Here is a 24,275-nt window from a genome sequence, read left to right as displayed (position 1 = left end):
TTTACTCCTAAACAGTATACCATAATTAGACATTATTAAACTATATTTCTTGTCGGTTTTCTTTTGAAAATGAAGAAAATGCCAGAAAGAAAAGAGAGAAACACCTGTCTATTTGACAAGCATTCCTCTCATTTTTTCGTTCATTTTTATTCTTTTGTCTCGAAACGAGCGATACTATGATGTCGACCATAAAAGAAATAAATAGCCAAACCAATCACTACGGCTACGCCAAATACTTGCCAAGTAGCTAAAGACAATTGGAACATCAGGGCTGCACAAACCACGATTGAAATTAATGGTAGAACCGGCACGAGTGGTACTTTAAATTCACCTGCTTGCGGTTCTCCTTTCATTGTTCGTAATTTGATAATTCCGAAAGCGAGAAACATCAAATAAAAGAGTGTCACGATATTTGTAAGTTCAGCCAACATCTCCATTGGAACAATCCCAGCAAAAACCATTGCTAAAAATCCAGCTACATAGGTTGCATTCTTAGGTGTGTGCCGCTTCTCATCGATTTTGCTCATAAACTGTGGCAATAATCCATCTTTACTAATCGCATAAATCACACGGGCTAAACTGTACATCATCGCAATCGTCACTGTTAATAAGGTTAAAATAGCGCCAACTGAAATGATTGTCGCAATTGCGCCATGATTAATGAAACGCATCGCAAAAGCCACCGGATCTTTGACCCCTAAATCCGTAAATGGAACAATCCCAGTTAAAACTAACGTAACAACAATATATAACAATGTTGAAATAATAATGGAACCAATAATCCCTTTTGGAATATCTTTTTTCGGATTCTTCACTTCCTCCGCTGCCATGCTGACTGCATCAAACCCTAAAAAGGCAAAGAAAACTAAAGCAGCGCCACTGAAAACGCCTGAAAAACCATAAGGAATAAACGGTTGCCAGTTCGTTGGTTTTACATAAAAGATCCCAACGAGAACAAATAATAAAATAATCCCAAACTTCACGAAAACCATTAAGTTATTTAAACGTAACGCTGTTTTCGCTTCTAAGGATACCCAAAAAGTTACGGCTACAACGACCAACATGGCAATCAAATCAATATATGTACCATTTGTTGGATTATAAGCGCCACTTAACGCTTGCGGCAAAGAAAAACCTAAGCTATCCAAAAAGCCATGGACATAGCCTGACCAACCTGAAGCAACGGATGAAACCGCCAAGAAAAACTCACAAATAATCATCCAACCAGTCATCCAAGCCACAATTTCTCCAAAGACCACATACATGTAGGCATACGGCCCGCCAATGACCGGAATACGTGATGCAAATTCTGCATAACATAAACCAGATAGAATAATCGCGGCTGCTGCTACCAGAAATGATAAGACGAGCCCTGGACCTGCATAGCGTTCCGCTGCGACACCTGTTACAACAAAAATCCCTGTTCCTACTACAGCCCCAATTCCTAGAAAAATTAAGTCCATCGTCTTAAGATTTTTTTTCATCCCACCACTGTCATTGACAGGCACAGTGATTTCTTTTTTTCTGAAAATAGACATGTGTTTACCCCCGTAAAAAAAATAAGCGTAAATAAACTATTTACGCTTTCATATACCCTAAAAGGATACCACCTAGAATAACAAAAATGCAACCAAAAATAACATAAAACATTTCTTTTTTTGATTTTCTTTCGCCTAAAAGGAAGATGCCCCCAAGAGTCGAAATAATAATCCCCATTTGTGATAAAGAGAAGCTAATAGCTAAGCCAATTTCACGCATGGTTAATAACATACAAATATTTCCTAAGCCCCAAAGCAGCCCCGTCGTCATATTCATCCAAACAAAACGATCAACTTTGACTTTTTTGAAGGCAAAGAAACTGGCCCCCACCAACATACCAATACTTTGTGGTAAGATAATTCCCCACGGATCTAAACCAGTGGCATTAATAATGATGGTATAGACACCATACCCAACTGTTGAGAAAATCAACGCCCGAATCCCTTTATTAAAATCTAACATACTATTTGAGGTTTTCGGTTGGCTGTCATCATCTTGTCGAGCTGTTAAATACACTCCAAAAACTAAAAAGGCTAAAGCGATAAAGCCCACAACAAAGTCTTTTGTTTTCGTCCATTCATGGAAAAAAACAGCCCCTGCAACGGTATTAACAACTAACTGCATCCCAGTTGAAATTGGTAAACCAACGGAAACGCCCATATATTTCATGCTATGAAATTGTTGATTCTGTCCCAAACTCCAGAATAAGCCAGATATAAATCCAACAATTAATGTGGCTGTCGTCAACGTAGGCTGGATGACAAAAAAGACAACAATTGAAAATAGTAATGCGCCGATTGTCATACCTAACGTTTGTTGATTGGCGCTTCCACCAATTTTACCGCTGACTAAACCAATACTGCCCCATGCAATCATGGGCACTAAAGCGATAAGTAAACTCATAATATTCTCCTAACAAATTTATTTCATTTCATTCTAACAATAAAAACGTTTTCTAAACAACTAAGAAGAGTAAGAGAAGTTAGCAAGAAAGTTTTAATAAATTAAAAAAGGGCCTATCATCTCTTAAATTTGCTGATAGACCTACTTTTTATTTCACTTCATTATAATAACTAAGGGATGGGAAAAACAATGTCATCGTTGTCCCTTGCCCCTCTGTCGATTCGACTGTTAAATCATGACCTAACTTTTTCGCTAAGCTATGGGCTAAATACAGGCCTAGACCAGTCGAATGCTGTTCACTTTTTCGCCCGTTTTCACCAGTAAATCCTTTATCAAAAATGCGTCGTTGATCTTGCGTCGGAATGCCAATTCCAGAATCTTTTAAAGATAAATAAACACCTTGTTTATTTTTGGAAATTAGGACCGTAATCGAGCCACCTTCTGGCGTATATTTGACTGCATTACTTAATAATTGGCGGAAAATAAAAATGACCCATTTTCGGTCGGTTAAAACCGCTTCATCTTCCCCTTCAATTGAGAATTGCAATCTTTTTTGGATAAAATAATTTGCTTGCGTACGAACAACAGATTGCACAATTTCTTTTAAAGAATATTCTTGGAGTAAATAATCTCGAGAAAAACTATCCAGTCTAGCATAATATAGGACTTGCTCGACATATTCATCAATTTTCCCTAACTCATTTTCCAATAGATAATATTTTTTCTCTGGAATATCATCTTCGACAGATTGTACCAGTAAGGTGATAGCCGCTAAGGGAACTTTAATTTCATGGACCCAAGAGTCAATGTAATCTTTTTGGTCCTGTTGGTTGTTAATTGCTTGCTGCATAGTTTGTTGGTGCTCTTGCAATAAACCGTTAATATACGTTTGGACAAGTAGTTCTTCTTCTTTTTCTGCTGTATTCAAATACTCTTGTAAAGAAGGCGGCTCTTTTTCCGTTGCCAACGAAAGCCACCATTTACGTTTTAAATAATAATCAATTGTTAAAAATAGCGATAAAAAAACACATTGCAGTAAAAAGATATAGCCAACCACTGTCCAATCTAAGCGGACATTAGGAGCCAACCATAAAATAAAACAAGTTAAGAACAGAAAAAATAACCAACCAATTAGTAATAACCAGCGATCTTTTAAATACTTTAGAATGGTCATTGTCTACTCCTATCTAGGGCACCATATAACCGACGCCGACTTTGGTTTCAATATAGCCAGCAATCCCTGCTTGCTCAATTTTTTTTCTTAAACGATTGATATTTACCGTCAACGTATTGTCATCCACAAAACGTTCATCGTCCCATAAAGCGCGCAATAGTTTTTCACGTGTTAAAATTTTTCCGTGCTTTTTCATTAAAAGATACAGTAATCGGTATTCATTTTTACTTAAATCGATCATTTCGCCTTTGATTTCCATTCGTCCATTGTCCACATTTAAAGTAATGCCATTATGTGAAAGCACTTCACTATCCGTATCGGAATAGTTATAAGAGCGGCGCAACAAAGCATTGATTTTAGCAATTAAAACATCTATCTGGAACGGTTTTGTAACAAAATCATCCGCGCCCATGTTCATCGCCATAATCATATCCATATTGGTACTACGACTCGAAATAAAAATAATTGGTACTTTAGAAACTTCACGAATTTTTTGACACCAATAGTACCCATCATACACAGGTAAATTAATATCCATCAAGACTAATTGGGGATTCTCCTCTTGAAAATCATCCAATACATCATTAAAATCGGTTGTTCCAATCGTTTCAAATTGCCATTTTTGTAATTCCTCGCTAATTAATTCTCGAATGGTTGTTTCATCTTCGACAATCATAATTTTAGCCATGCAATCCCACCTCTTTTATCTCTAAATTTTCATCTTTCTTATCCTAACAAACTTCATTCTTTTTGGATATAGGACTTTATGATGATTTTTACACTATTTCAAAAATAGGCGCTAATAATTCCCATTCTGATAACATGATGAATTTACCAACGAAAGCAAAAATACCATCTAATAATAACACAGACATATTAATTCCTAATACAATAGAAGCTTTTTCGACAATTGGCATGGACTTTTTATTTTTCAAAATAAGATATAAAACAAAGTTTGTTCCATAAGTAAAAACTGTTAACAACACAATTAACTCAATCATTTTACCACTTCCTATTTTGGACTTTTCATTTTTCCTTCAATAATTTGCTACTCTTAATTATAGCATAATCTTATAAAAAAATCGGCAGCGTCCTAACCCTTAAGATAAACAATGGAATAGAAATAGCCTCTTCGAAACTCGCAGGATAAAACTGTGATAAGCCTCTGGCGAGAAAACAAGCAGCCGACATTGATTAGAACCACGAGAAACGTAGTGATTCGCTGCTGCTACTTATCAACTCCGTTACACCCCAATCTCAACCACTTTTAAGAGTTGCAGGTCTTGATCCTTAAAAGACAAGTCCTGCAACTCTAGTATGTTTTATGCATAGAAATTGAGACCAATGAAACGAAGTGTAGTGTATCAGACAACCTCAGTTTTTCTAATGATTATATTTGTCATACACTTCTTTTAACTGGTTTAAATCTATTTTTTTCATTTGGTACAATTTTTTGGTCACTTCATTTGCTCTAGCTGGATTTGAGTCAGATAAATAACGTTTCAGTTCAGCATTGCCTGTTTGCCAACTGACCCCAAATTGATCTTCCATCCAGCCACACGGCCATTCTTTCCCTTTAACAGTCACTTGTTGCCATAGCCGATCTATTTCCTCTTGATTCTCACAATCAATATAAATGGAGAAAGCCACGGTAAAATCAAAGTCATGTTTATCGCGTGCATCCATTACTCGAAACGGTTGCTCCTGTAATGTGAAAAGTACTTGCGCAATGTTCCCATCTTCATATTCAACTTTTTCAATTATTTCGCCTGGACCGAAAATCGCGATCCATTCTGATAGAGCTTTGGCTGCTTCGCCATATTTTTCATTTGCAAACATAAAGGTTGGTACAATTGTTTGCTCTTTTCCTGAAAAAGACAATTGCCAAGAAACACCAAATTTGTCCATTACCCAACCATATAAAGGACTAAAAGGATATTCACCAAAAGGCATCAATATCTGTCCATCTGCTGTCAAATTTTTCCACAACGTTTCTGTTTGTGATAATGTTTTACATTCAACAAAAAATGAACTAGCTGGCGTAAAGGAAAATTCTGGTCCGCCATTTAAACCAATGATTGTTTGGTTCGCCAAGGTAAATTCAATGGTCATTAATGATGTTCCTTGAGGTTGGTGCTCCTCATTAACGTAGTTCGTTTTACTTAGAATCGCACCCTTTTCAAAGATTGTTGTATAGAAGTTAGCAGCTTCTTCCGCTTGTGTGTCAAACCATAAACAAGGTGAAAATTTAGGCATTGTGGTTCCCTCCTTCGTTTTCTTTTAGTGTAGTCAAAGATTGATAAATAAACAAAGAGAACGTTTTAGTATTTAGTCATTTCCGTCTGATAGAATCGATAAATTGCTTGTTTTACTTCTTGAAGCAAGGAGGATTTTAAATGTCCTCGTGTCAAAAAATAAAAGGAACGCCAGTACTTTTCACCTAACGTTTGGAAGGGAATTTTTTCAGTAATCGCCTTTCTTGAAAGCAACGATTGCCCCATGCCCAGTTCCAACATTTTAACAATCATTTCATTATTTTTAATTGTCATGAGTGTTGGGCTTTGATTACTTTCTTCTAAATACTGTTGGGTATAATGAAAGACCCCAGAATCCTTTTCACGTACCAACCAATTCTGATTGGCAGGGTCCCCAGCTAAAACCAATTGATCCTGAATAATTTCTTCACGAGATGCGCCTTTCGTAATTAATGGTTTTTCGATAAAGCCAAAATCAACTTGATGTTTTTCAACTTTTTCCACTACTTCTTCTGAATTATTCATTTCTAAAACAAAATTGATCGTTGCATACTGTGTCTGTAAATGCTGCATTAGTTCTGGCAAATAATAAACTGCAAAAGTATTAGACGCAGCAATTCGGCAAGTTTCTTTAGGTAATCTCGCCTGATGAAGAGCTGTTAATGTTTCTTGCCAATCATCAGCTAAATTTAGCAAACGATGATATAAGACTTCTGCTTGTCTAGTAGGGACCACATCTTGTCGACCATTTCTTAAAAACAATGAACAGCCTAATTCTTCTTCTAATTGTTTGATTTGATTAGAAACGGCTGGTTGTGAGATATATAAGCAGGCAGCTGCTTTGGAAAAGTTCATTTGCTCATACACAATTTGAAAAGTCTTTAATAATTTAAACATAGGTATCCTTTCGATAACTTTCTATTATAAATATTATTTTAACTATTTATTTCTCAAATGTAAAAAATTTCGTTATACTGGAAGTAATGAACAAGAAAGAGAGATTTTTTCAATGAAAAATTCAGAAAATGATTATATCCAATCTTTATTCCAAATTCTTCCCGGCTTGCTAACAGCTTTCCTTGTCGCCTGCCTTAGCAAGTTTCTTGCCATCTGGTTACCTAGCTTAGGCGCCGCAACGATAGCTATTTTACTAGGAATCTTTTTGGGAAATACCTTTGTTCGCGGTGCCAATTTAAATCGTGGAACCAAAGTAGCCGAAAGTAAATTACTAGAATTTTCTGTTGTTTTATTGGGAACCACCGTGACCTTTCAAACGATTGCCCAAATTGGCTTACAAGGTGTCGCATTTATTCTCATTCAAATGTCGCTGACCATTATTTTTGCCTATTTGATCGGTAAAAAACTGGCTTTTTCTGATAATATGTCTTTATTGATGGCTGGTGGTAATGCCGTTTGTGGGTCTTCTGCTATTGCTTCGATTGCTCCAGCAATTCAAGCAGATGAGGAAGAAAAAGGCCAAATCATTACTTTAGTAAACTTATTAGGAACCGTTTTAATGTTGACCTTACCCATTTTAAGTGGGATTCTCTATGGTACCAATTTGTTGGCTCGTAGCGCACTAATCGGAGGGACTTTACAATCAGTTGGTCAGGTTGTCGCCAGTGCCAATATGGTCAATGAGAACGCAGTTCAACTTGCGATGCTCTTTAAAATTATGCGGATTGTCCTACTCGTAGCAGTTGTCTATTTATTTGGACGTTTCAAGCAAAGTAAGACGGCAGAATCAGAGGCTGAATTGGTAGAAGTCACCAAAAAAAGTAGCGCCCTACCTTGGTATGTAGTTGGCTTTTTCATTGCCTGTGTCTTTAATAGTTTGATTCATTTCCCCGACGTGATCAGCGAGACTGCTCATTTCTTTAGTTCTTGGTTTGAAATTACTGCCTTGGCAGCAATTGGGTTACGACTCGATTTTAAAAAGTTTTTCCAAGAAGGCAAACGTTTCTTAATCTATGGTTTATCAGTAGGAACTGTTCAAGTCGTCCTAGCCATTTTGTTGTTGGCACTGTTACAGTTCTAATAAAAAAGTTTGACGTTAACACGTCAAACTTTTTTATTTCAGCTTATTCATGCTATTATAAATAAGGTTTTATTAACTTAAAGGAGTTTTTCGATGTTATTTAGTATTAAAAAAAGCGAATGGTTAGGCAATGAACGAAATGATCTATTTGCGGGTCTCGTTTCTTCTGTCGCCATTTTACCAGAAGTAATCGGGTTTGCGATTATCGCTGGGGTTCACCCGCTTTCTGCAGTGTTTGCTTCAGCAGTTACTTTACTTGTGATTACTTTTACGGGCGGCCGTCCGGCAATGGTTTCGGCGTCTGCTGGTTCAATGGCCTTAGTCCTTGCAAGCCTAATTCAAGCACATGGTTTGTCATACATGCTTGCTGCGACTATTTTAACAGGCTTTCTGCAATTTATTTTAGGTTATTTAGGTATCCATAAATTGATGCGCTTTATTCCCAAGACAGTGATGTACGGATTCGTCAATGCGTTAGCTATTTTAATTTTCATGGCGCAAGTACAGCAATTGCCTCATCAAACGCTGTGGTCCTACGGCATGATTATCTGTAGTATCTTACTTATTTATCTCTTACCTAAGTTTATTACGATTGTGCCTCCTGCTTTAATTGTTATTTTATTCATGACTATCCTGTCCTATTTTTTAAAAGGTCATTTGCAAACGGTGGGTGATCTTGGCGAAATGAGTCAGTTTCAGCCAGCTATCCGTTGGCCTAATGTACCCGTCGACTTAGAAACGTTGTGGATTATTTTACCTAGCTCTGTTGCCTTAGCAATGGTCGGGTTAATTGAATCTTTATTGACGGTCCCCATTGTGGACAAAATGACAGCAAGCAAAAGTGATAGCCAACGAGAAGTTAAGGCGCAAGGACTCGCTAATATAATTACCGGCTTTTTTGGTGGTCAAGCTGGCTGTGCGATGATTGGGCAAGCGGTCATTAATGTTAAATCTGGGGGACGAAAACGGCTTTCTACTTTGATTTCAGGCATTACCCTCCTTTTATTCATTTTTGTTTTTAAATCCGTAATGGTAGCCATTCCCACAGCTGCATTGATTGGGATCATGATGACGGTGGCAGTTGACACCTTTGATTGGGAAAGTTTACAGCTTTTCCAAACTTTTGAAATTACTGAAATTGTTATTTTACTCGTGACAGTGGGTGTGATCGTCTATACGCATAATTTAGCGATTGGAATTATTCTAGGTGTTCTTTTAAGTGGTCTTCTTTATCATTTTTTCAAAAAAGAACCAAAAAAAAGTTGCTAACTTTAGCAACTTTTTTTATTTTTCCCAATATTTCTTCAACGCTTCTTTTTCTATTTTCTTAATGAACGCATCTTTGCCATCCATATATTTATCAATGCTATCGGGGTGCGCTTGGGCCAATTGCTTTTTTAATGTGCCATAGGTTTTAGCAATTGCCGGATTTTCTCGTAAATAATTCCGAAAAGCAAGATGGCGCAAAATTTCTTGCGTATTGTCAAACTGATAAATATGCACATGATGTGTTCTTTTTATCGGGCCTTTTCGTAAATAACGACGTCCTGATAGCCCAAATTCCCCCATATATTCATAACCGAATCTTTCAAATTCTCCTTGTAACAGGTCTACTTTTTCAATTTCTTCAACAATGACCAAAAAATCAATAATTGGTTTAGCTGCTAAATTAGACACAGATGTGCTACCGATATGTTCAACTTTAAGACAATTTTCCTTTAGAATCTGTTTCAATACTTGGGCTTCTTCTTCGAACTGTTCCACCCATGCTGGTTGGTATTCTGTAACGATTACTCGCATGATTTCTTCCCTCTTTTCTATATCCGTTTCATATGTAAGATAGGGAACGGATTTCCTTCAGAATCTTCCTTAGATTCACCAATGACTTGAAACCCTTGAGATTGATAAAACTTTACTGCCCTTTCATTTTGTTTATTGGCATCGACAAAGATAATTGATTCTTGCTCTATTAACTTTTGGATAATTTCTCCACCATAGCCTTTACGAAAATAGACTGGGTCAATAAATAACATTTCCAACGTTTGTTGATTTGTTCCACTAAAGCCCACACATTTCTGTTCTTCATTTAACCACATGCTTAATTGAACTTGTTGAAAATAATCAGGTAAAACCAATTCGATTTTATCAATATCTTCCTGACTCAAAAATAAATGGGTAGCTTCTACTGAAGAACGCCATAGAGAAATTAATTGAGAATAATCGGTTTTTTTCACTTCTTTTTGGCTCAGCATTTTTAATTCCTCCCTCTCTAATAAACAAAGTATACCATATTTTTTCTCTCTCAATTCCATAAAAAACAGTCAAATCAACAGTGTTTTTTCTGTCAATTTGACTGTTTCTCTCTATTAACTCTGATAGCTAAACGAGTAAACTAAGCAAAGCCAAAATGGCTAAACCGCCTTGTGTTAAAATAATTTTTTTATCACTTGTTAAGCTACCGTACGCAGCCACTAAAATAATATAAATCAATAAAAATTTGGTCATCTCCATCGTTGCTTGTGCAAAATAGACACTATAAATAAGTCCTGCACCGATTAGTCCATTATAGATTCCTTGATTTTTAAACAATGTAGTCACTGATTTTCTTTGTAACTCTTGCTTATCCATTTTAAAAACACGGCTTGTTGTCTCAGAAGTTGGTACAATCGTTTCTAAATACATAATGTAGAAAAATTCTACAGCCACCAAGGTTACTAAAATTGTTGAAATTAATGTCATAAATTCCCTCCTCCCATTCCTTTGAACGAAGTAATTTTATGTAATTTTTGCTATGATGTAAATAGATATGCCTAGCCTTAACGAAAGGAAGAAACCTATGACTTTTCAAGAAACCATTAGCGCCTATATCCAAGAACGTTATCAGATAACGCCCGATTTTCCTTTTAAAAAACACCCAGACTATCTCGTCTTTCGTCATCCCAGAAATGCGAAATGGTTTGCTTTAATCATGCCACTGGATGCACAACTGCTCGGCGCTACCGAGAATAAGCAACTCACTATTTTAACCGTTAAACTCGCGCCTGAACTGGTTGCCTTATTAAAGACTCAACCTGGCTATTTTCCTGCCTATCATATGAACAAAGAACATTGGTTAAGTCTTTCTGAAGAAATTCCGCTCTCACAAGTTTTTTCATTTATAGATGAAAGTTACCAACGGAGTTATTAAAAAAAAACACCCTACTCAATGAGTAGGGTGTGAAAGATTGTTTAAGCTTATTTACTTAAAGCGTCTTTTGCTTGTTCAGCTAACGCTGTAAATGCTGCTGCATCGTTAACGGCTAAGTCAGCTAACATTTTGCGGTTGATATCAATCTCTGCCAATTTCAAACCGTGCATTAATTTAGAATAGCTTAAGCCATTCATGCGAGCTGCCGCGTTGATACGTGCAATCCATAATTTACGGAAGTCACGTTTCTTTTGACGACGGTCTCTGAATGCATAGTAATAAGAGTTCATTACTTGTTCTTTTGCTGATTTAAATAAAGTATGTTTTGATCCGTAGTAGCCTTTCGCTAACTTAAGGACTTTTTTACGACGTTTACGGGTTACTGTTCCACCTTTAACACGTGCCATGTTGAATTCCTCCTAATATCTTGTTTCTCTTGACGGTAATCTAAAAGTCACCGAGTTGTTTTATTTCATTCTTGCTAATTGTTGGCGGATACGTTTGTAATCGCCTTTTGCAACCATGCTTGCTTTACGCAATTGACGGCGTTGTTTTTTAGTTTTACCGTGGAAACGGTGAGATGTAAAGGCACGGCCACGTTTTAAGCCGCCTCCACCAGTACGTTTTACACGTTTTGCTAATCCACGGTGTGTTTTTTGTTTTGGCATGACTAATTTTCCTCCTCAAAATCTTTGCTTCAAGTGAAAGACTCTAACAGTCACAACTGTCGAATATCCTTCTTGTAGAAATTACCAAAAGTCCGAATGCTCGGTCTCTTCGTTTACTTGTCGTTTTTCGGTGCCAGCGTTAGAAACATGCTGCGTCCGTCCATTTTCGCTTTTTGTTCCACTGTGGCGATGTCCGCAGTTTCTTCAGCTAAGCGATCAAGAACTTTCTGACCAATCTCTTTGTGGGTAATGGCACGGCCTTTGAAACGGATAGAAGCTTTCACTTTGTCTCCTTTTTCTAAGAACTTACGCGCATTACGAAGTTTTGTATTGAAGTCATTTACGTCAATTGTTGGACTTAAACGAACTTCTTTGACGTTGATCACTTTTTGTTTCTTGCGAGCTTCACGCTCTTTCTTTTGTTGTTCGAAACGGAATTTTCCATAATCCATAATTCGCGCAACTGGTGGTTTCGCTCCTGGCGCTACAAGTACTAAATCCAAGTTTGCAGATTCAGCGATTTGTAATGCTTCTGCTTTGGTTTTTACACCTAATTGTTCACCATCTTGTCCGATCAAACGTAACTCGCGTGCACGAATGCCGTCGTTAACCATCATATCCTTTGCTATGGTCATTCACCTCCAAAATTTTTAAGAGAAAATCCTAACGGAAGTCTGCTTTGTTTGCTAAACGCAATAAAAAAACAGGTTCCTATCCAGAACCCGCCAACAGTCTGCCTTACTTAAAAAATAAGGAATACTTTATCTAGCCCAGCGATATACTCAACTAAGGCGAGAAGCGGGTGCTTCTGCTTTCATTTCTCAACTTCACTAGTTTACCTTAGTTTATCCTAGTTGTCAATATATTTCCTCAAAAAAAACGAATCTAGCACTAGATTCGTTTGAACTCGTATTTTGATCATTAATAATTAGTGGACTGTCCCAATGTGACTTCCTAGAAACAAATGGTTCAACACATGGTGTGCATTTTCTATCCCCTAGGCGATCCCTGTAGTCCCTACAGTTCTTCTATTTATAAGGTTTCTCGTTTAGACAAGCCACTTTCTAAGATTTTTTGGCTTCTAAGATACTCTGAATTTTCTGTACTTTTAGAAAAAGACAAATTTGTTTCTATCTCCTCTGACTCAATACAAATGAGTTCTTTGCCATACCATTGTGCTTTATACAACAATTTAGCTAAGAATAAGGACCAAGCTAGTTCAGAACGGTCATGTTTTGGCGGCCGCTCATTACTGTGATGGGCTTTTTCAATACAAATAACATCGTAACTTGAAACCAATTCCGTTGTAATTTTGTTTAAAATATCCGTTCGTTGGTTGGCTATTTTTTCGCGAATTTTTGCAACTTTTATTTTTTGTTTTTGATAATTTTTTGCTTGCGAAAGGTCGATACCTTTTTCCAAAGCAATCATTTTACGCTTGTTTAATTTTCGTTCTTCTTGACGTAGTTTTTGCTTTAAATGCTTTGAACAATAGCTTTTTTCGAAGCTTTCACCATTCGAAAGCAGCGCAAATTTTTCCCTACTGCTACAAATTCCGACCATTTTTTGTTGCTTTGTTTTTGTTTCAATCGGTGCTTCACACAAAACGGAAACGTAATAATTGTGACTAGCACTCATAGAAATAGTTACAGATTTTATCTCCCCCAGCGGTTGGCGATGTACCTTCATTTTAATTAAAGATTTCAATTTAGGTACTTTCAAATAACGATTATCCAAAATTTTGACCGTGCCATGTTGATTGTTCGTAGTGTAGGAATGTACCGTTTCTTTCTTTTTCTTTTTTGGAAAGCCCATCCCTTTTTCCCGATAAAAATTTTTAAAGGCGCGATCCAAATAAACTTGTGCATTTGCCAAGGCTAAACTATCAACTTCTCTGAGGACAGGATATTGTTTCTTATATTTAGCTGGCGTTGGCATTTTAAACGTTTGTTGAGGATTTTTTCGCATCTCTTTGTAGAGATCAATCCGATCTTGTAACATTAAATTATACACCAAGCGAACACAAGAAAATGTTTTTTGAATAAACTCTTCTTGTTTTGAGGTTGGATAAAGTCTGTATTTATAAGCTTTCAGAACCTTCATCTCATAACCACCCTACCCAGATAGTTAGAAAAGAAGCTGGTTATAAACCAGCTTTTCTTTTCTTCTCTTCAATTTTTTCACGGTACATTGCAACTTCGTCTTCAGCACAATAAACATAGTGTCCATTGAGAATTTCACGGAGCTCACGATCTTTCCCATCTGCCGCTGCAGGTTGGTAAACAATCCGTTTACGTGTGCGTTCATAGTCTGGATCTGGTAATGGAATCGCAGAAAGCAAACTTTCTGTATAAGGATGAACGCCGAAATTATAGACATCATCACTTGTGCCCATTTCCAATAATTTCCCACTGTGCATTACGCCAATTCGGTCACTGATATGTTTTACCATCGATAAGTCATGTGCAATAAACAAATAAGTTAAGCCTTGCTCTTTTTGTAAATCTTGTAATAAGTTTACTACTTGGGCTTGAATCGACACATCCAAAGCCGAAATCGGCTCATCACAGATAATAAAACGTGGATTAACCGCTAAAGCCCGAGCAATCCCAATCCGTTGACGTTGACCACCAGAAAACTCATGAGGATAACGCGTACTGTGACTTGGATTTAATCCTACCGTTTTTAAAAGTTCATTGACTTTTTCTTCCCGCTCTTTTGGTGTTTTAGCCAATCCATTGACATCGATTCCTTCAGCAATAATATCATTGACTTTCATTCTTGGATTCAATGAAGCATATGGATCTTGGAAGATCATTTGAACATCGCGGCGGAATGCTTGCATGTCCGCTTTTGATTTAATTTTGCTAATGTCTTTTCCATCGAAAAGAATTTCACCAGCAGTTGGATCATATAAACGAATGACACTGCGACCAGTTGTTGATTTTCCACTTCCTGATTCGCCAACTAATCCAAAGGTTTCGCCTTCATAAATATGAAAACTAATGTCATCAATGGCTTTTACTTCGTCTTTACGACCAACATTGAAATACTGTTTCAAACCAGTGACTTCTAATAGGACTTTTTTCTCTTCTGCCATTAATTACTACCTCCTGGATTTTTTTGACGCTCTGCATAAATTGCCCAACGACGAACAATCTCTGCTGGAGGCGTAACTTTTGGTGCTTGTGGTGCTAATAACCACGTTGCTGCTTTGTGTGTCGGTGATACTTCAAAATAAGGTGGTTCTTTTTCTGTATCAATTTTTAAAGCAAACTCATTCCGTGGATAGAAGGCATCTCCAGTTGGTGGATCTAATAAATCTGGCGGTGAACCTGGAATCGCATAAAGTTTGTCTTCTGTTCCTTCCATCGTTGGCATTGACCCTAAAAGTCCCCAAGTATATGGATGTTGTGGATTATAGAAAATTTCTTCTGCTGTTCCGACTTCAACCAAACGTCCACCGTACATGACAGCAACACGGTCAGCCACGTTCGCTACTACCCCTAAATCATGGGTAATGAAAATAATTGAAGTGCTAATTTTTTCTTGTAAGTCTTTTAATAACTCTAAAATTTGTGCTTGGATGGTTACATCCAACGCTGTAGTTGGTTCATCTGCAATTAGAACTTCTGGATAACAAATTAAAGCAATTGCAATGACAATCCGTTGACGTTGCCCACCAGAAAATTGGTGCGGATAGTTTTTCAAACGTTTTTCAGCATTAGGAATGCCGACTAATTTTAGTAATTCTAATGCTTGCGCTAAGCCTTCTTTTTTTGAGACTTTATTATGTTTGATTAATGATTCCGCCACTTGTTTGCCAATTGGCATCGTTGGGTCTAATGAAGTCATCGGATCTTGGAAAATCATTGCGATTTCTTTACCACGAATGGCTTGCATTTGTTTTTCTGTTTTATGAACAATATCTTGCCCTTTAAACAAAATTTCCCCGTTATCAATATTGGCATTACTGCTCAACAAACGCATAATACTGCGAGTTGTAACAGATTTACCACTCCCTGATTCACCTACGATGGCTAACGTTTCACCTTTATAAAGATCAAAACTCACACCACGAATGGCGTTGACTTTACCTGCAAATGTATCAAAGGAGATTCTTAAGTCTTTAACTTCTAATACTTTTTCCATAGTCATTCACCACTCTTACTCTTTCATCTTAGGATCAAATGCGTCACGTAAACCATCAGCTAACAAGTTGAAACAAATCATGATAACTGAAAGTGTTGCCGCTGGAATCCACATTAAATATGGAAGGAAACGGAAAGTTTTGTATCCTTCGTTTAACAAGGTTCCTAAAGATGCGGTTGGTGGACGTAAGCCTAACCCAATAAAACTTAGGAACGCTTCAAAGAAAATTGCCGATGGGATACTGAACATCATTTGGACAATAATGACACTTGAGATATTCGGTAAAATATGTTTAATAGCAATTTTCCAACGAGATTCGCCCAATGTTTCTGCTGCCATGACAAACTCTTGGTCTTTTAGTTTCATGGTCTGGGCTCGCACAATCCTGGCCATTGATATCCAGTTTGTAATAACCATGGCTAAAACAATCGAAACAATCCCTGGATCAAAGACTGTTAGCATCAAGATCATAACAACTAAGTTAGGAATACCAGAAAGAACTTCTAAAATACGTTGCATTACTGTATCGACACGACCGCCGACTAACCCGGAAATCAGTCCATACGTTACCCCAATCGTAATATCTAGAATTGCCGCGATAAACGCAATTAATAAGGAAATACGTGTTCCCATAAATAAACGACTTAGGACATCACGACCTAAACCATCTGTTCCTAGATAAAAGTTTACGTTATCTGGAACGTTTGCTTGTGCATATTTATCAACTAATTGACCAGCAACTGTTGTTTTACCATTTAAACCATTCACGCTTTCCAAGCCAGGAATTCGTGGTGGTAAGTTAATGTAAGAAACATTTTGTTTCGTTGGGTTATGTGGTGAAACCCAAATGGTAATAATAGAGATAAAGATAATAACTGCTAAGAAACTCATTGAGATAACTGCAGCTTTATTCTTTTTCAAACGACGCCATGAGTCTTGTAAGAAACTTAAAGACGGTGTGGCAATACGCTCTCTTTCTTTTAGAGTTGAAGTGTTTAGAGGCTGAAACTCATCTGCCGGAATATCTTTAATCGCTTGTGGTAGATTATTTTTATTGACTGTTTCCATTAGCCTTTTGCACCTCCTGATACGCGAATTCTTGGATCAATTAAACCATAAAGTAAGTCAACAATCAGAATTACAACAACTAACATTGTTGAATACAAAATAGTTACTGCCATAATTGTTGGATAGTCGTTTGTCATAATTGATTTTACAAACTGTTCCCCAATTCCAGGGATGGCAAAAATATTTTCTACTACTAAAGAACCTGTCATTAAACCAACGGCTAAAGGTCCTAATAAGGTAATCAATGGAATTAAACTGTTTCTTAACCCGTGGCGGAATGCAACTTGCCAGCGACTCAAGCCTTTTGCTTTGGCTAATTCGACATAATCACTATGCAAGACCTCTACCATCTCGGTTCGGATAAACCTAGCCGAATCCGCCATTGGACTCATTGCCAAGGCAATAGTTGGTAAAATTGTGTAGGCAAAACCATTCCACATAGCAATTGGTAAGATTCTTAATTTCATTGCAAAAATGTATTGTAATAATACCGCGAAAACAAAGTTTGGAATAGAACGACCTAAAATGGCTAACAATGTTGCCAACGTATCTACCCAAGTATTTTGACGCATCGCTGCGATAATCCCCAATAAAATACCGACTAACGTACCAAAGATAATCGCTTGTCCTCCCAGTTGAAGGGATGGCCCAATTCGACCAGCTAATAACTTAGCAACAGGTTGGTTTTTAAATTGGAATGAAATACCAAAGTCCCCAGTTACTAGGTTCTTTAAGTAAATTCCGTATTGAACAATCACTGGTTTATCTAAGCCAGATTGTTTATTCAACATAGCGATTGTTTCTGGACTAAGTTTTTCTTGGTTGGTATAAGGCGTACCTGGTAATAATTGCATTAAGAAAAACGTAATCGTTGCGATTAACCACAAAGTGATAATCATGAAAAAGATCCGTTTAAGAAAATATTTTCCAAAACTATTCAATAATGACACCTCCGAGATTTTTTTGACTTCCTCAGTTATTTTCGTTAAAGTAATGACTAGATAGACCACAATAATAGATAGGGTGAACACATGAAAACTTTTAAATGGCCAATTATTACAGCCGTTATTTCCAGTATCGGCATTTTTCTTTACTTATTAATAAGTAAGGAACCTATCACTACCTCCTCATTATCAGATACCTTCTTTATCGTTTCGCTTTTCTTTTTAATTATCGGCATTGCTTTATGGATTATGTCCTCTGGCTTTTTCGATAACTTTCAGCGCTCAATGAAGAACGCGTTTCGTTTTAAAAAGAAAAATGAACCGAAAGAGTTTATCCCGCTTTCAGTCATTGGCGATGCACATCGCTCTTTCTGGCTAAAAACTGGGGGCATCTTACTGATTCTGTCTTTAGGCTTTCTACTATTTTACTTGGTCTAAGACAAGATAGCAAGAGGACCGTTGCCTTTTATTCCATGGCAAAGGTCCTTTTTTGTTTGCTATCGATCTTTTGTCAGGTTATTCTGAAATGTATGCCCATTTGTAGTCATACGTTGCGCCAGCTGGATGAACTGCGACATCTTTGACTTTTTCAGCACGTAAATGCGCTTCTGATTTTTGGAATAATGGTACAACACCCATGTCTCCCATAATCGTTTTCTCTGCATTTAACATATCATCCCAACGTTTTTCAGGATTTGTCGCATCTGCGCTACTTGCTGCTTTCACAAACTTGTCAAACTCTGGATTGTTATAACGTCCACGGTTATATGAGTTATCTGAAGCAAATAAGTCTAAGAAACTACTTGGATCAGCATAGTCAGCACTCCAACCACCAATTACTGCATCAAAGTCGCCTTTGTTTGAACGATCTAAACGAACAGAGAATGGAACTGGACTAACCGTTACCTTCACACCATCTAAAGCATCTTGAATTGACCCTTGAACAAATTCAACTGTTTTCTTAGAAGAATCTGCATCTGAAGAAAGAATATCCATTGTTAAGGTTGAAATACCCAATTCTTTTTTCGCTTTTTCCCAGTATTCTTTAGCTTTTTTCGTATCATATTCAATTTGACTACCTGCTTCTTTAGCAAAGTCTTTACCGCCACTTGGGTCTTTTGCCATATCTGCTGGTACTAAACCGTTCGGCTCGATAGAACCATCCCCTAAGATTGATTCAACTAACGCTTTACGGTCGATTGAGTAAGAAATTGCTTTACGTAAGTTTGCATTTCTAAATGGTGATTTTTCATCACGTTGATTTAGTTCCATATATTGTGTTGATGCTTCTTTTTGACTAACAAAAGCTGGGTCATTGGCCATTTGTTGCGCTAATTCACCAGAAAGAACGACATCGTCTGTTTGTCCATCTTGGAACAAGTTCAACGCGGTTGGAGATTCTTTAACAACATTCACATCTACTGAATCCAGTTTTACTGTGTCTTTATCCCAATATTGATCGTTTTTCTTGAATGACCATTTTGTATCTGTCCCAGGACCATCAAAGCCGTCTAAGACGAATGGACCATTGTAGACAGCACTTTCGCTGTTTGATGCATAATTTTTACCATATTTTTCCACAATATCTTGACGTTGTGGGAAGAATGATGGGAAAGCTAATAAGTAATCAAAGTACGGTGTTGCTTTTTCTAAAGTTATTTCTAATTCTGTATCACTGACTGCTTTAATTCCTAATTCTGATTTATCTTTTTCCCCTTTAGCAATGGCATCACCATTTTTTACAGAGGCATACAGATAAGCATATTCAGAAGCTGTCGCTGGATCAACTGTTCGTTGCCATCCATAAACATAGTCATTCGCAGTCACTGGTTTACCGTCTGACCATTTTGCATCTTTATTTAATTTAATTTTGTATGTTAGTCCATCTTCAGAAACTTCTGCTTTTTCCGCTGCACCTGCAGGTTGGACTTTGTTATCTTTGTCTAAACGATAAATTCCTTCATATACATTATTTAATGCAATAAAACTAATTCTGTCTGTTGCTAGTGATAAATCAGCTGTTGGCATTTCTTGTTGTTCTGTGACACGTAAAACTTGTTCGCCACTTGCCTTGCCGCCACCAGATGCGCTTGAGCTATCTGACGTTCCGCCGCCTCCACAAGCTGCTAAAGTTGTCACGCTAAATAATGTAATCACACCGAATGTTAATGACTTTTTCAATTTCATAGTGTTGCCTCCTAAAATAATACAATCTGTATTTTCTGAAAAATCAGAATTTAATAATTATTTATTGCTATGGAATATATCTTACATTTTTCATATTAAAATTGCAAGTCAAAATGTTAACTTTTTTTAATTTTTCTTCTCTTACTATCAGAAACCACTCTTTTTCTTCCTCTCTTTTATTGCAATTCTTTTGTCAGTTTTCTAAACATTATGGTAAATTAGGAACTAAAGGAGTGACAAAATATGAAAAATTCTACGTTTTTAAAGGATTTGTTTGCTATTGATAAAGCAAATGACGAATTATTTCGGTTAGTTGGTGTCGCAATTTGTATGGCAATTCCATTATTAATTGGTTATTTTTCCAATAATTTACTCATTGGGACCTTCGGCTCGATGGGCATTTATACGTTTATTTATTATCAGCCGCTTCCTTTGCCCCAATTGTTGCGCAGACTGAATATTGTAGGCTTTTTTATCGTTCTGGGCAACAGCTTAGGAATGCTGAGCCACCATGTTCCTTGGTTGATTCCCATTACGATTGCTATCGTGGCTTTTCTTGCACGCTTACTTTTTAGATTGTATGGCATTGAAAAGCCTGGTGCTTTGTTAGTTATCATGTCAACCGCAATGGGAACGAGCAACAATTTTCCTTTACATAAGATTCCCATCATGGCCAGTTTTGTTCTTTTAGGAGTAGTAACCGGCATTATCATGGGCATAGTGCTTCATTTTATCGACAAGCGCCCGTACGTTTTTCAAAAACGGATGTCCCTGCAAGAACGTCTTTATATCGATCCCGCTTCTTTATTAGACGCTTTGCATTATGCGGCTATTTTATTTTTAGCGGCTTATTTAAGTCAATCGCTTCACTTAGTCAACGCCTATTGGATGACATTTACTTGCGCAGCCATTTTACAAGGGGAAAATTTACATTCTGTGATGCAGCGAAATGTTCAACGGATTCTGGGCACGAGTCTCGGTTTGTTGCTTTCTGCAATTTTATTAATGATTCCCTTTACACCTTTACAAACAATCGGTATCATTAGTATTCTATATGCAGCTTTTGAAGGATTCATTAACAGAAACTATGCGATTGCCAGCTTTTTTATTACCCCGATGTCCTTATTATTATCAAATCTTGCACGGCAGCAAGTCATTAGTAATCTTTTAAACTATCGATTAGTCGGGATTGTGTTAGGCAGTTTACTTGGTTTTGCCGGCGCTTATGTTTTCACAACTGCGCTACGTTTCTATAATCGGGCCTACTCAATTGATGAAACCTTTGAAAATCAACGAGAAGAAAGAGGCGTTTTATGAAAATAACTTATCCCTTGCCACCAAATCTGCCAGAACAACTTCCTCTATTAACGAACTGTCAATTAGAAGATGAGGCCATCTTAGAAAATCATTTGTATCAACAGATTGATTTATCGAATCAAGAAGTTCGTAACTTAGTCTTTCGGGATGCTGTTTTCGATCATCTTTCATTAGCAAATGGCCAATTTGCTTCTTTTGATTGTAGTAATGTGCGTTTTGAAGCTTGCGATTTTTCTAATATCGAATGGCTGTCTGGCAGTTTTCATCGAGTGACTTTCCTTCGTTGCAATTTGACAGGAACGAATTTTGCAGATAGCTATTTAAAAGATTGTCTGTTTGAGGATTGCAAAGCCGATTATGCTTCTTTTCGTTTTGCAAATTTTAATCTTGTTCACTTTAATCAGACTCGTTTAGTCGAAAGTGAATTTTTCGAGGTCACTTGGAAGAAACTCCTTCTAGAAGCTTGCGATTTGACCGAAAGTAATTGGCTGAATACTTCTTTAAAAGGATTGGATTTTTCCCAAAACACCTTTGAACGCTTGACTTTCTCACCAAACTATTTATCAGGTCTCAAAGTCACCCCGGAACAAGCCATTTATTTGGCAAGTGCCCTTGGCTTGGTGATTACCTAAGAAAATTTTAAAAAAATAGTCGAATAACTGGTTCTGTCGGTTCTTTCTTATTAAATTGTTATTAATTTTTTGGAAAAACCAACGGAACCATTTTACTTGTGCCTTATTTTTAGGTAAACTATCTTAGGTTAAGCAATCTCTTTTTTTGGAACAAGAGAAACTTTTGGAATCATTTCCTATAAATCATGAAGAGATTATGACAAACGTTCTTCTAATCCAAGAACGTCTTTTGTCCTATACTCGATTCTACTCAAAAGGAATGTCAGTGAATGAATATAAAAAAACAAGGCCTCGGTCAAGCGACGGGAAAAATCATTTTAATGGGGGAACACGCCGTTGTTTACGGCGAACCAGCAATCGCCTTTCCTTTTCAAGCGACAGAAATTACAGCCGTCTTTACCCCGGCAGAAACTATGCAGATTGATTGCGCATATTTTACAGGATTGCTTGAAGACGTGCCCCCAGAGCTAGCAAATATCAAGAAAGTTGTTCAGCAAACCTTACACTTTTTAAAGGAAGATACGTTTAAAGGCACTTTGACCTTAACAAGTACGATTCCCGCTGAACGAGGAATGGGCTCAAGCGCAGCAACCGCTGTGGCCATCGTTCGAAGCCTTTTTGATTATTTTGATTACGCTTATACATATCAAGAATTGTTTGAGCTTGTTTCCTTAAGTGAGAAAATTGCTCATGGCAATCCAAGTGGTATCGATGCCGCAGCAACAAGCGGCGCTGATCCCTTATTTTTTACTAGAGGATTTCCGCCCACACATTTCTCGATGAATTTATCTAATGCCTACTTAGTAGTAGCTGATACGGGAATTAAAGGCCAAACACGTGAAGCAGTGAAAGATATTGCGCAGCTCGCTCAAAATAATCCCACAGCAATCGCTGAAACAATGAAACAATTAGGTTCTTTTACTAAAGAAGCAAAGCAGGCGATTTTACAAGATGATAAACAAAAATTAGGTCAGCTGATGACGTTAGCGCAAGAGCAACTCCAGCAATTAACCGTCAGCAACGATATGCTGGATCGACTAGTGGCTCTCTCTTTAGAACATGGCGCTCTAGGAGCAAAATTAACCGGCGGCGGTCGCGGTGGTTGTATGATTGCCTTAACAGATAATAAAAAGACCGCACAAACCATTGCACAGACTTTAGAAGAAAATGGAGCTGTTGCTACATGGATTCAATCATTAGAGGTGAAAAAGTAATGCTTTCAGGAAAAGCACGAGCGCATACAAATATTGCTCTGATTAAATATTGGGGAAAAGCCAATGAAGAATACATTTTACCAATGAATAGTAGTTTATCATTAACATTAGATGCATTTTACACAGAAACAACTGTAACATTTGATGCCCATTATTCGGAAGATGTATTTATTTTAGATGGTATCTTGCAAAACGAAAAACAAACAAAAAAAGTCAAAGAATTTTTGAACCTTGTTCGTCAACAAGCCAATTGTACTTGGTTTGCAAAAGTGGAAAGTCAAAATTTTGTGCCTACTGCAGCTGGTTTAGCTTCTTCAGCGAGTGGTCTAGCTGCTTTAGCAGGCGCCTGTAACGTAGCCTTAGGATTAAATCTTTCAGCAAAAGACTTATCACGTTTAGCGCGACGTGGTTCAGGCTCTGCTTGTCGTAGTATTTTTGGTGGTTTTGCGCAATGGAACAAAGGCCACTCTGATGAAACGTCGTTTGCTGAAAATATTCCAGCCAATAATTGGGAAAACGAATTGGCCATGCTCTTTATCTTAATTAACGATGGCGAAAAAGATGTTTCCAGCCGTGATGGAATGAAACGAACAGTAGAAACTTCTAGCTTTTATCAAGGTTGGTTGGACAATGTGGAGAAAGATTTATCACAAGTTCATGAAGCAATTAAAACAAAAGACTTTCCTCGTTTAGGAGAAATCATTGAAGCCAATGGTTTAAGGATGCATGGAACAACCTTAGGCGCTGTCCCTCCATTTACTTACTGGTCCCCAGGCAGCTTACAAGCGATGGCTTTCGTTCGCCAAGCACGGGCGCAAGGAATTCCTTGCTACTTTACAATGGATGCAGGTCCGAATGTCAAGGTCTTAGTCGAAAAGAAAAACTTAGAAGCGTTAAAAACATTTTTAAGTGAACATTTTTCAAAAGAGCAGTTAGTCCCAGCTTTTGCTGGTCCCGGAATTGAATTGTTTGAAACGAAAGGAATGGATAAATAAGC

General features: G+C 37.3%; 27 protein-coding genes and 1 other annotated feature. Of the genes, 8 read left to right on the top strand and 19 right to left on the bottom strand.

The annotated features are described in order from the left end of the window. Window positions 1-146 precede the first annotated feature (146 nt). The 7 genes from IGL49_RS03300 to IGL49_RS03270 form a co-directional block, all read right to left on the bottom strand. On the bottom strand, window positions 147-1,538 hold the full coding sequence (locus IGL49_RS03300) for an amino acid permease (protein WP_104854542.1): 1,392 nt from the start codon (window positions 1,536-1,538) through the stop codon (window positions 147-149). A 40-nt stretch (window positions 1,539-1,578) separates the two neighbouring features. Next, window positions 1,579-2,442, bottom strand: coding sequence for a GRP family sugar transporter (locus tag IGL49_RS03295; protein WP_002355811.1), 864 nt, complete (start codon window positions 2,440-2,442; stop codon window positions 1,579-1,581). A gap of 148 nt (window positions 2,443-2,590) precedes the next feature. Further along, window positions 2,591-3,616 carry a two-component system sensor histidine kinase SapS gene (gene sapS, locus IGL49_RS03290; RefSeq protein WP_104854543.1) on the bottom strand — a complete coding sequence of 342 codons (1,026 nt, stop codon included), beginning with the start codon at window positions 3,614-3,616 and terminating at the stop codon, window positions 2,591-2,593. Between the two features lie 13 nt (window positions 3,617-3,629). Beyond that, the gene (gene sapR / locus IGL49_RS03285) at window positions 3,630-4,304 is read right to left on the bottom strand and encodes a two-component system response regulator SapR (protein ID WP_002355809.1); all 675 of its coding nucleotides are present in this window, start codon (window positions 4,302-4,304) and stop codon (window positions 3,630-3,632) included. 88 nt (window positions 4,305-4,392) lie between these two features. Next, window positions 4,393-4,617 carry a hypothetical protein gene (locus tag IGL49_RS03280; RefSeq protein WP_002355808.1) on the bottom strand — a complete coding sequence of 75 codons (225 nt, stop codon included), beginning with the start codon at window positions 4,615-4,617 and terminating at the stop codon, window positions 4,393-4,395. A 382-nt stretch (window positions 4,618-4,999) separates the two neighbouring features. Beyond that, window positions 5,000-5,872 (bottom strand): VOC family protein, encoded by an 873-nt coding sequence (locus IGL49_RS03275; RefSeq protein WP_104854544.1) that lies wholly within the window; start codon window positions 5,870-5,872, stop codon window positions 5,000-5,002. 65 nt (window positions 5,873-5,937) lie between these two features. Beyond that, window positions 5,938-6,768, bottom strand: a complete 831-nt coding sequence (locus IGL49_RS03270) for a LysR family transcriptional regulator (RefSeq protein WP_104854545.1) — start codon at window positions 6,766-6,768, stop codon at window positions 5,938-5,940. Between the two features lie 112 nt (window positions 6,769-6,880). Here IGL49_RS03270 and IGL49_RS03265 point away from each other — a divergent pair, with 112 nt between their 5' ends. Together IGL49_RS03265 and IGL49_RS03260 are read left to right on the top strand one after the other, a co-directional pair. Further along, window positions 6,881-7,909 carry a YeiH family protein gene (locus tag IGL49_RS03265; RefSeq protein WP_104854546.1) on the top strand — a complete coding sequence of 343 codons (1,029 nt, stop codon included), beginning with the start codon at window positions 6,881-6,883 and terminating at the stop codon, window positions 7,907-7,909. 93 nt (window positions 7,910-8,002) lie between these two features. After that, window positions 8,003-9,178 (top strand): SulP family inorganic anion transporter, encoded by a 1,176-nt coding sequence (locus IGL49_RS03260; RefSeq protein WP_104854547.1) that lies wholly within the window; start codon window positions 8,003-8,005, stop codon window positions 9,176-9,178. 15 nt (window positions 9,179-9,193) lie between these two features. Here the strand turns inward: IGL49_RS03260 and IGL49_RS03255 are convergent, their stop codons facing one another. The 3 genes from IGL49_RS03255 to IGL49_RS03245 all read right to left on the bottom strand — a co-directional run bounded on the left by IGL49_RS03255 (window position 9,194) and on the right by IGL49_RS03245 (window position 10,648). Further along, entirely contained in the window at window positions 9,194-9,709 is a 516-nt protein-coding gene (locus IGL49_RS03255; RefSeq protein ID WP_104854548.1) for a GrpB family protein, read from the bottom strand. A 17-nt stretch (window positions 9,710-9,726) separates the two neighbouring features. Further along, window positions 9,727-10,221 (bottom strand): GNAT family N-acetyltransferase, encoded by a 495-nt coding sequence (locus tag IGL49_RS03250; protein ID WP_164982956.1) that lies wholly within the window; start codon window positions 10,219-10,221, stop codon window positions 9,727-9,729. 67 nt (window positions 10,222-10,288) lie between these two features. Next, a complete protein-coding gene (locus tag IGL49_RS03245; RefSeq protein WP_104854550.1) occupies window positions 10,289-10,648 on the bottom strand; it encodes a DUF1304 domain-containing protein in 360 nt (119 codons plus the stop codon). 67 nt (window positions 10,649-10,715) lie between these two features. Here IGL49_RS03245 and IGL49_RS03240 point away from each other — a divergent pair, with 67 nt between their 5' ends. Continuing rightward, the gene (locus IGL49_RS03240; protein ID WP_164982955.1) at window positions 10,716-11,096 is read left to right on the top strand and encodes an MmcQ/YjbR family DNA-binding protein; all 381 of its coding nucleotides are present in this window, start codon (window positions 10,716-10,718) and stop codon (window positions 11,094-11,096) included. Window positions 11,097-11,143: 47 nt separating this feature from the next. Here IGL49_RS03240 and rplT read toward each other — a convergent pair whose 3' ends face one another. From rplT to opp1B, 8 genes are all read right to left on the bottom strand, one after another. Further along, window positions 11,144-11,503, bottom strand: a complete 360-nt coding sequence (rplT, locus tag IGL49_RS03235; protein WP_002355799.1) for a 50S ribosomal protein L20 — start codon at window positions 11,501-11,503, stop codon at window positions 11,144-11,146. Window positions 11,504-11,563: 60 nt separating this feature from the next. Then, entirely contained in the window at window positions 11,564-11,764 is a 201-nt protein-coding gene (gene rpmI, locus IGL49_RS03230) for a 50S ribosomal protein L35 (protein ID WP_002355798.1), read from the bottom strand. 113 nt (window positions 11,765-11,877) lie between these two features. Beyond that, complete coding sequence (gene infC / locus IGL49_RS03225; protein ID WP_002355797.1) at window positions 11,878-12,399, bottom strand: translation initiation factor IF-3; 522 nt, start codon at window positions 12,397-12,399, stop codon at window positions 11,878-11,880. A gap of 54 nt (window positions 12,400-12,453) precedes the next feature. Beyond that, window positions 12,454-12,584 (bottom strand) — a sequence feature (ribosomal protein L20 leader region). A 212-nt stretch (window positions 12,585-12,796) separates the two neighbouring features. Then, window positions 12,797-13,867, bottom strand: a complete 1,071-nt coding sequence (locus tag IGL49_RS03220; RefSeq protein ID WP_104854553.1) for an RNA-guided endonuclease TnpB family protein — start codon at window positions 13,865-13,867, stop codon at window positions 12,797-12,799. A 40-nt stretch (window positions 13,868-13,907) separates the two neighbouring features. After that, entirely contained in the window at window positions 13,908-14,864 is a 957-nt protein-coding gene (gene opp1F / locus IGL49_RS03215; RefSeq protein WP_002355795.1) for an oligopeptide ABC transporter ATP-binding protein Opp1F, read from the bottom strand. Beyond that, a complete protein-coding gene (opp1D, locus tag IGL49_RS03210) occupies window positions 14,864-15,922 on the bottom strand; it encodes an oligopeptide ABC transporter ATP-binding protein Opp1D (protein ID WP_002355794.1) in 1,059 nt (352 codons plus the stop codon). Before opp1D ends, opp1F begins: the two co-directional genes overlap by 1 nt. A 9-nt stretch (window positions 15,923-15,931) precedes the next feature. Beyond that, complete coding sequence (gene opp1C / locus IGL49_RS03205; protein ID WP_002355787.1) at window positions 15,932-16,984, bottom strand: oligopeptide ABC transporter permease Opp1C; 1,053 nt, start codon at window positions 16,982-16,984, stop codon at window positions 15,932-15,934. Beyond that, entirely contained in the window at window positions 16,984-17,925 is a 942-nt protein-coding gene (opp1B, locus tag IGL49_RS03200; RefSeq protein ID WP_002381304.1) for an oligopeptide ABC transporter permease Opp1B, read from the bottom strand. Before opp1B ends, opp1C begins: the two co-directional genes overlap by 1 nt. Before the next feature lie 90 nt (window positions 17,926-18,015). On the opposite strand from opp1B, the gene IGL49_RS03195 reads away from it, so the two are divergent. Continuing rightward, window positions 18,016-18,366, top strand: coding sequence for a DUF3899 domain-containing protein (locus IGL49_RS03195; RefSeq protein WP_002355784.1), 351 nt, complete (start codon window positions 18,016-18,018; stop codon window positions 18,364-18,366). A 78-nt stretch (window positions 18,367-18,444) separates the two neighbouring features. On the opposite strand, the gene opp1A is transcribed toward IGL49_RS03195, so the two are convergent. Further along, window positions 18,445-20,115 carry an oligopeptide ABC transporter substrate-binding protein Opp1A gene (gene opp1A, locus IGL49_RS03190; protein WP_010775666.1) on the bottom strand — a complete coding sequence of 557 codons (1,671 nt, stop codon included), beginning with the start codon at window positions 20,113-20,115 and terminating at the stop codon, window positions 18,445-18,447. A gap of 243 nt (window positions 20,116-20,358) precedes the next feature. On the opposite strand from opp1A, the gene IGL49_RS03185 reads away from it, so the two are divergent. From IGL49_RS03185 to mvaD, 4 genes are all read left to right on the top strand, one after another. Further along, a complete protein-coding gene (locus IGL49_RS03185; RefSeq protein WP_104854555.1) occupies window positions 20,359-21,432 on the top strand; it encodes an FUSC family protein in 1,074 nt (357 codons plus the stop codon). Next, on the top strand, window positions 21,429-22,064 hold the full coding sequence (locus tag IGL49_RS03180; RefSeq protein WP_104854556.1) for a pentapeptide repeat-containing protein: 636 nt from the start codon (window positions 21,429-21,431) through the stop codon (window positions 22,062-22,064). The genes IGL49_RS03185 and IGL49_RS03180 overlap by 4 nt, the downstream gene beginning before the upstream one ends. Window positions 22,065-22,333: 269 nt before the next feature. Then, window positions 22,334-23,278 (top strand): mevalonate kinase, encoded by a 945-nt coding sequence (mvk, locus tag IGL49_RS03175; protein ID WP_104854557.1) that lies wholly within the window; start codon window positions 22,334-22,336, stop codon window positions 23,276-23,278. Beyond that, window positions 23,278-24,273 (top strand): diphosphomevalonate decarboxylase, encoded by a 996-nt coding sequence (gene mvaD, locus IGL49_RS03170; RefSeq protein WP_104854566.1) that lies wholly within the window; start codon window positions 23,278-23,280, stop codon window positions 24,271-24,273. Before mvk ends, mvaD begins: the two co-directional genes overlap by 1 nt. Window positions 24,274-24,275 lie beyond the last annotated feature (2 nt).

The sequence above is a fragment of the Enterococcus sp. DIV1337a genome (assembly GCF_051712285.1).
Taxonomy (GTDB): domain Bacteria; phylum Bacillota; class Bacilli; order Lactobacillales; family Enterococcaceae; genus Enterococcus; species Enterococcus faecalis.
This window is presented reverse-complemented; position numbering and strand designations above follow the sequence as displayed.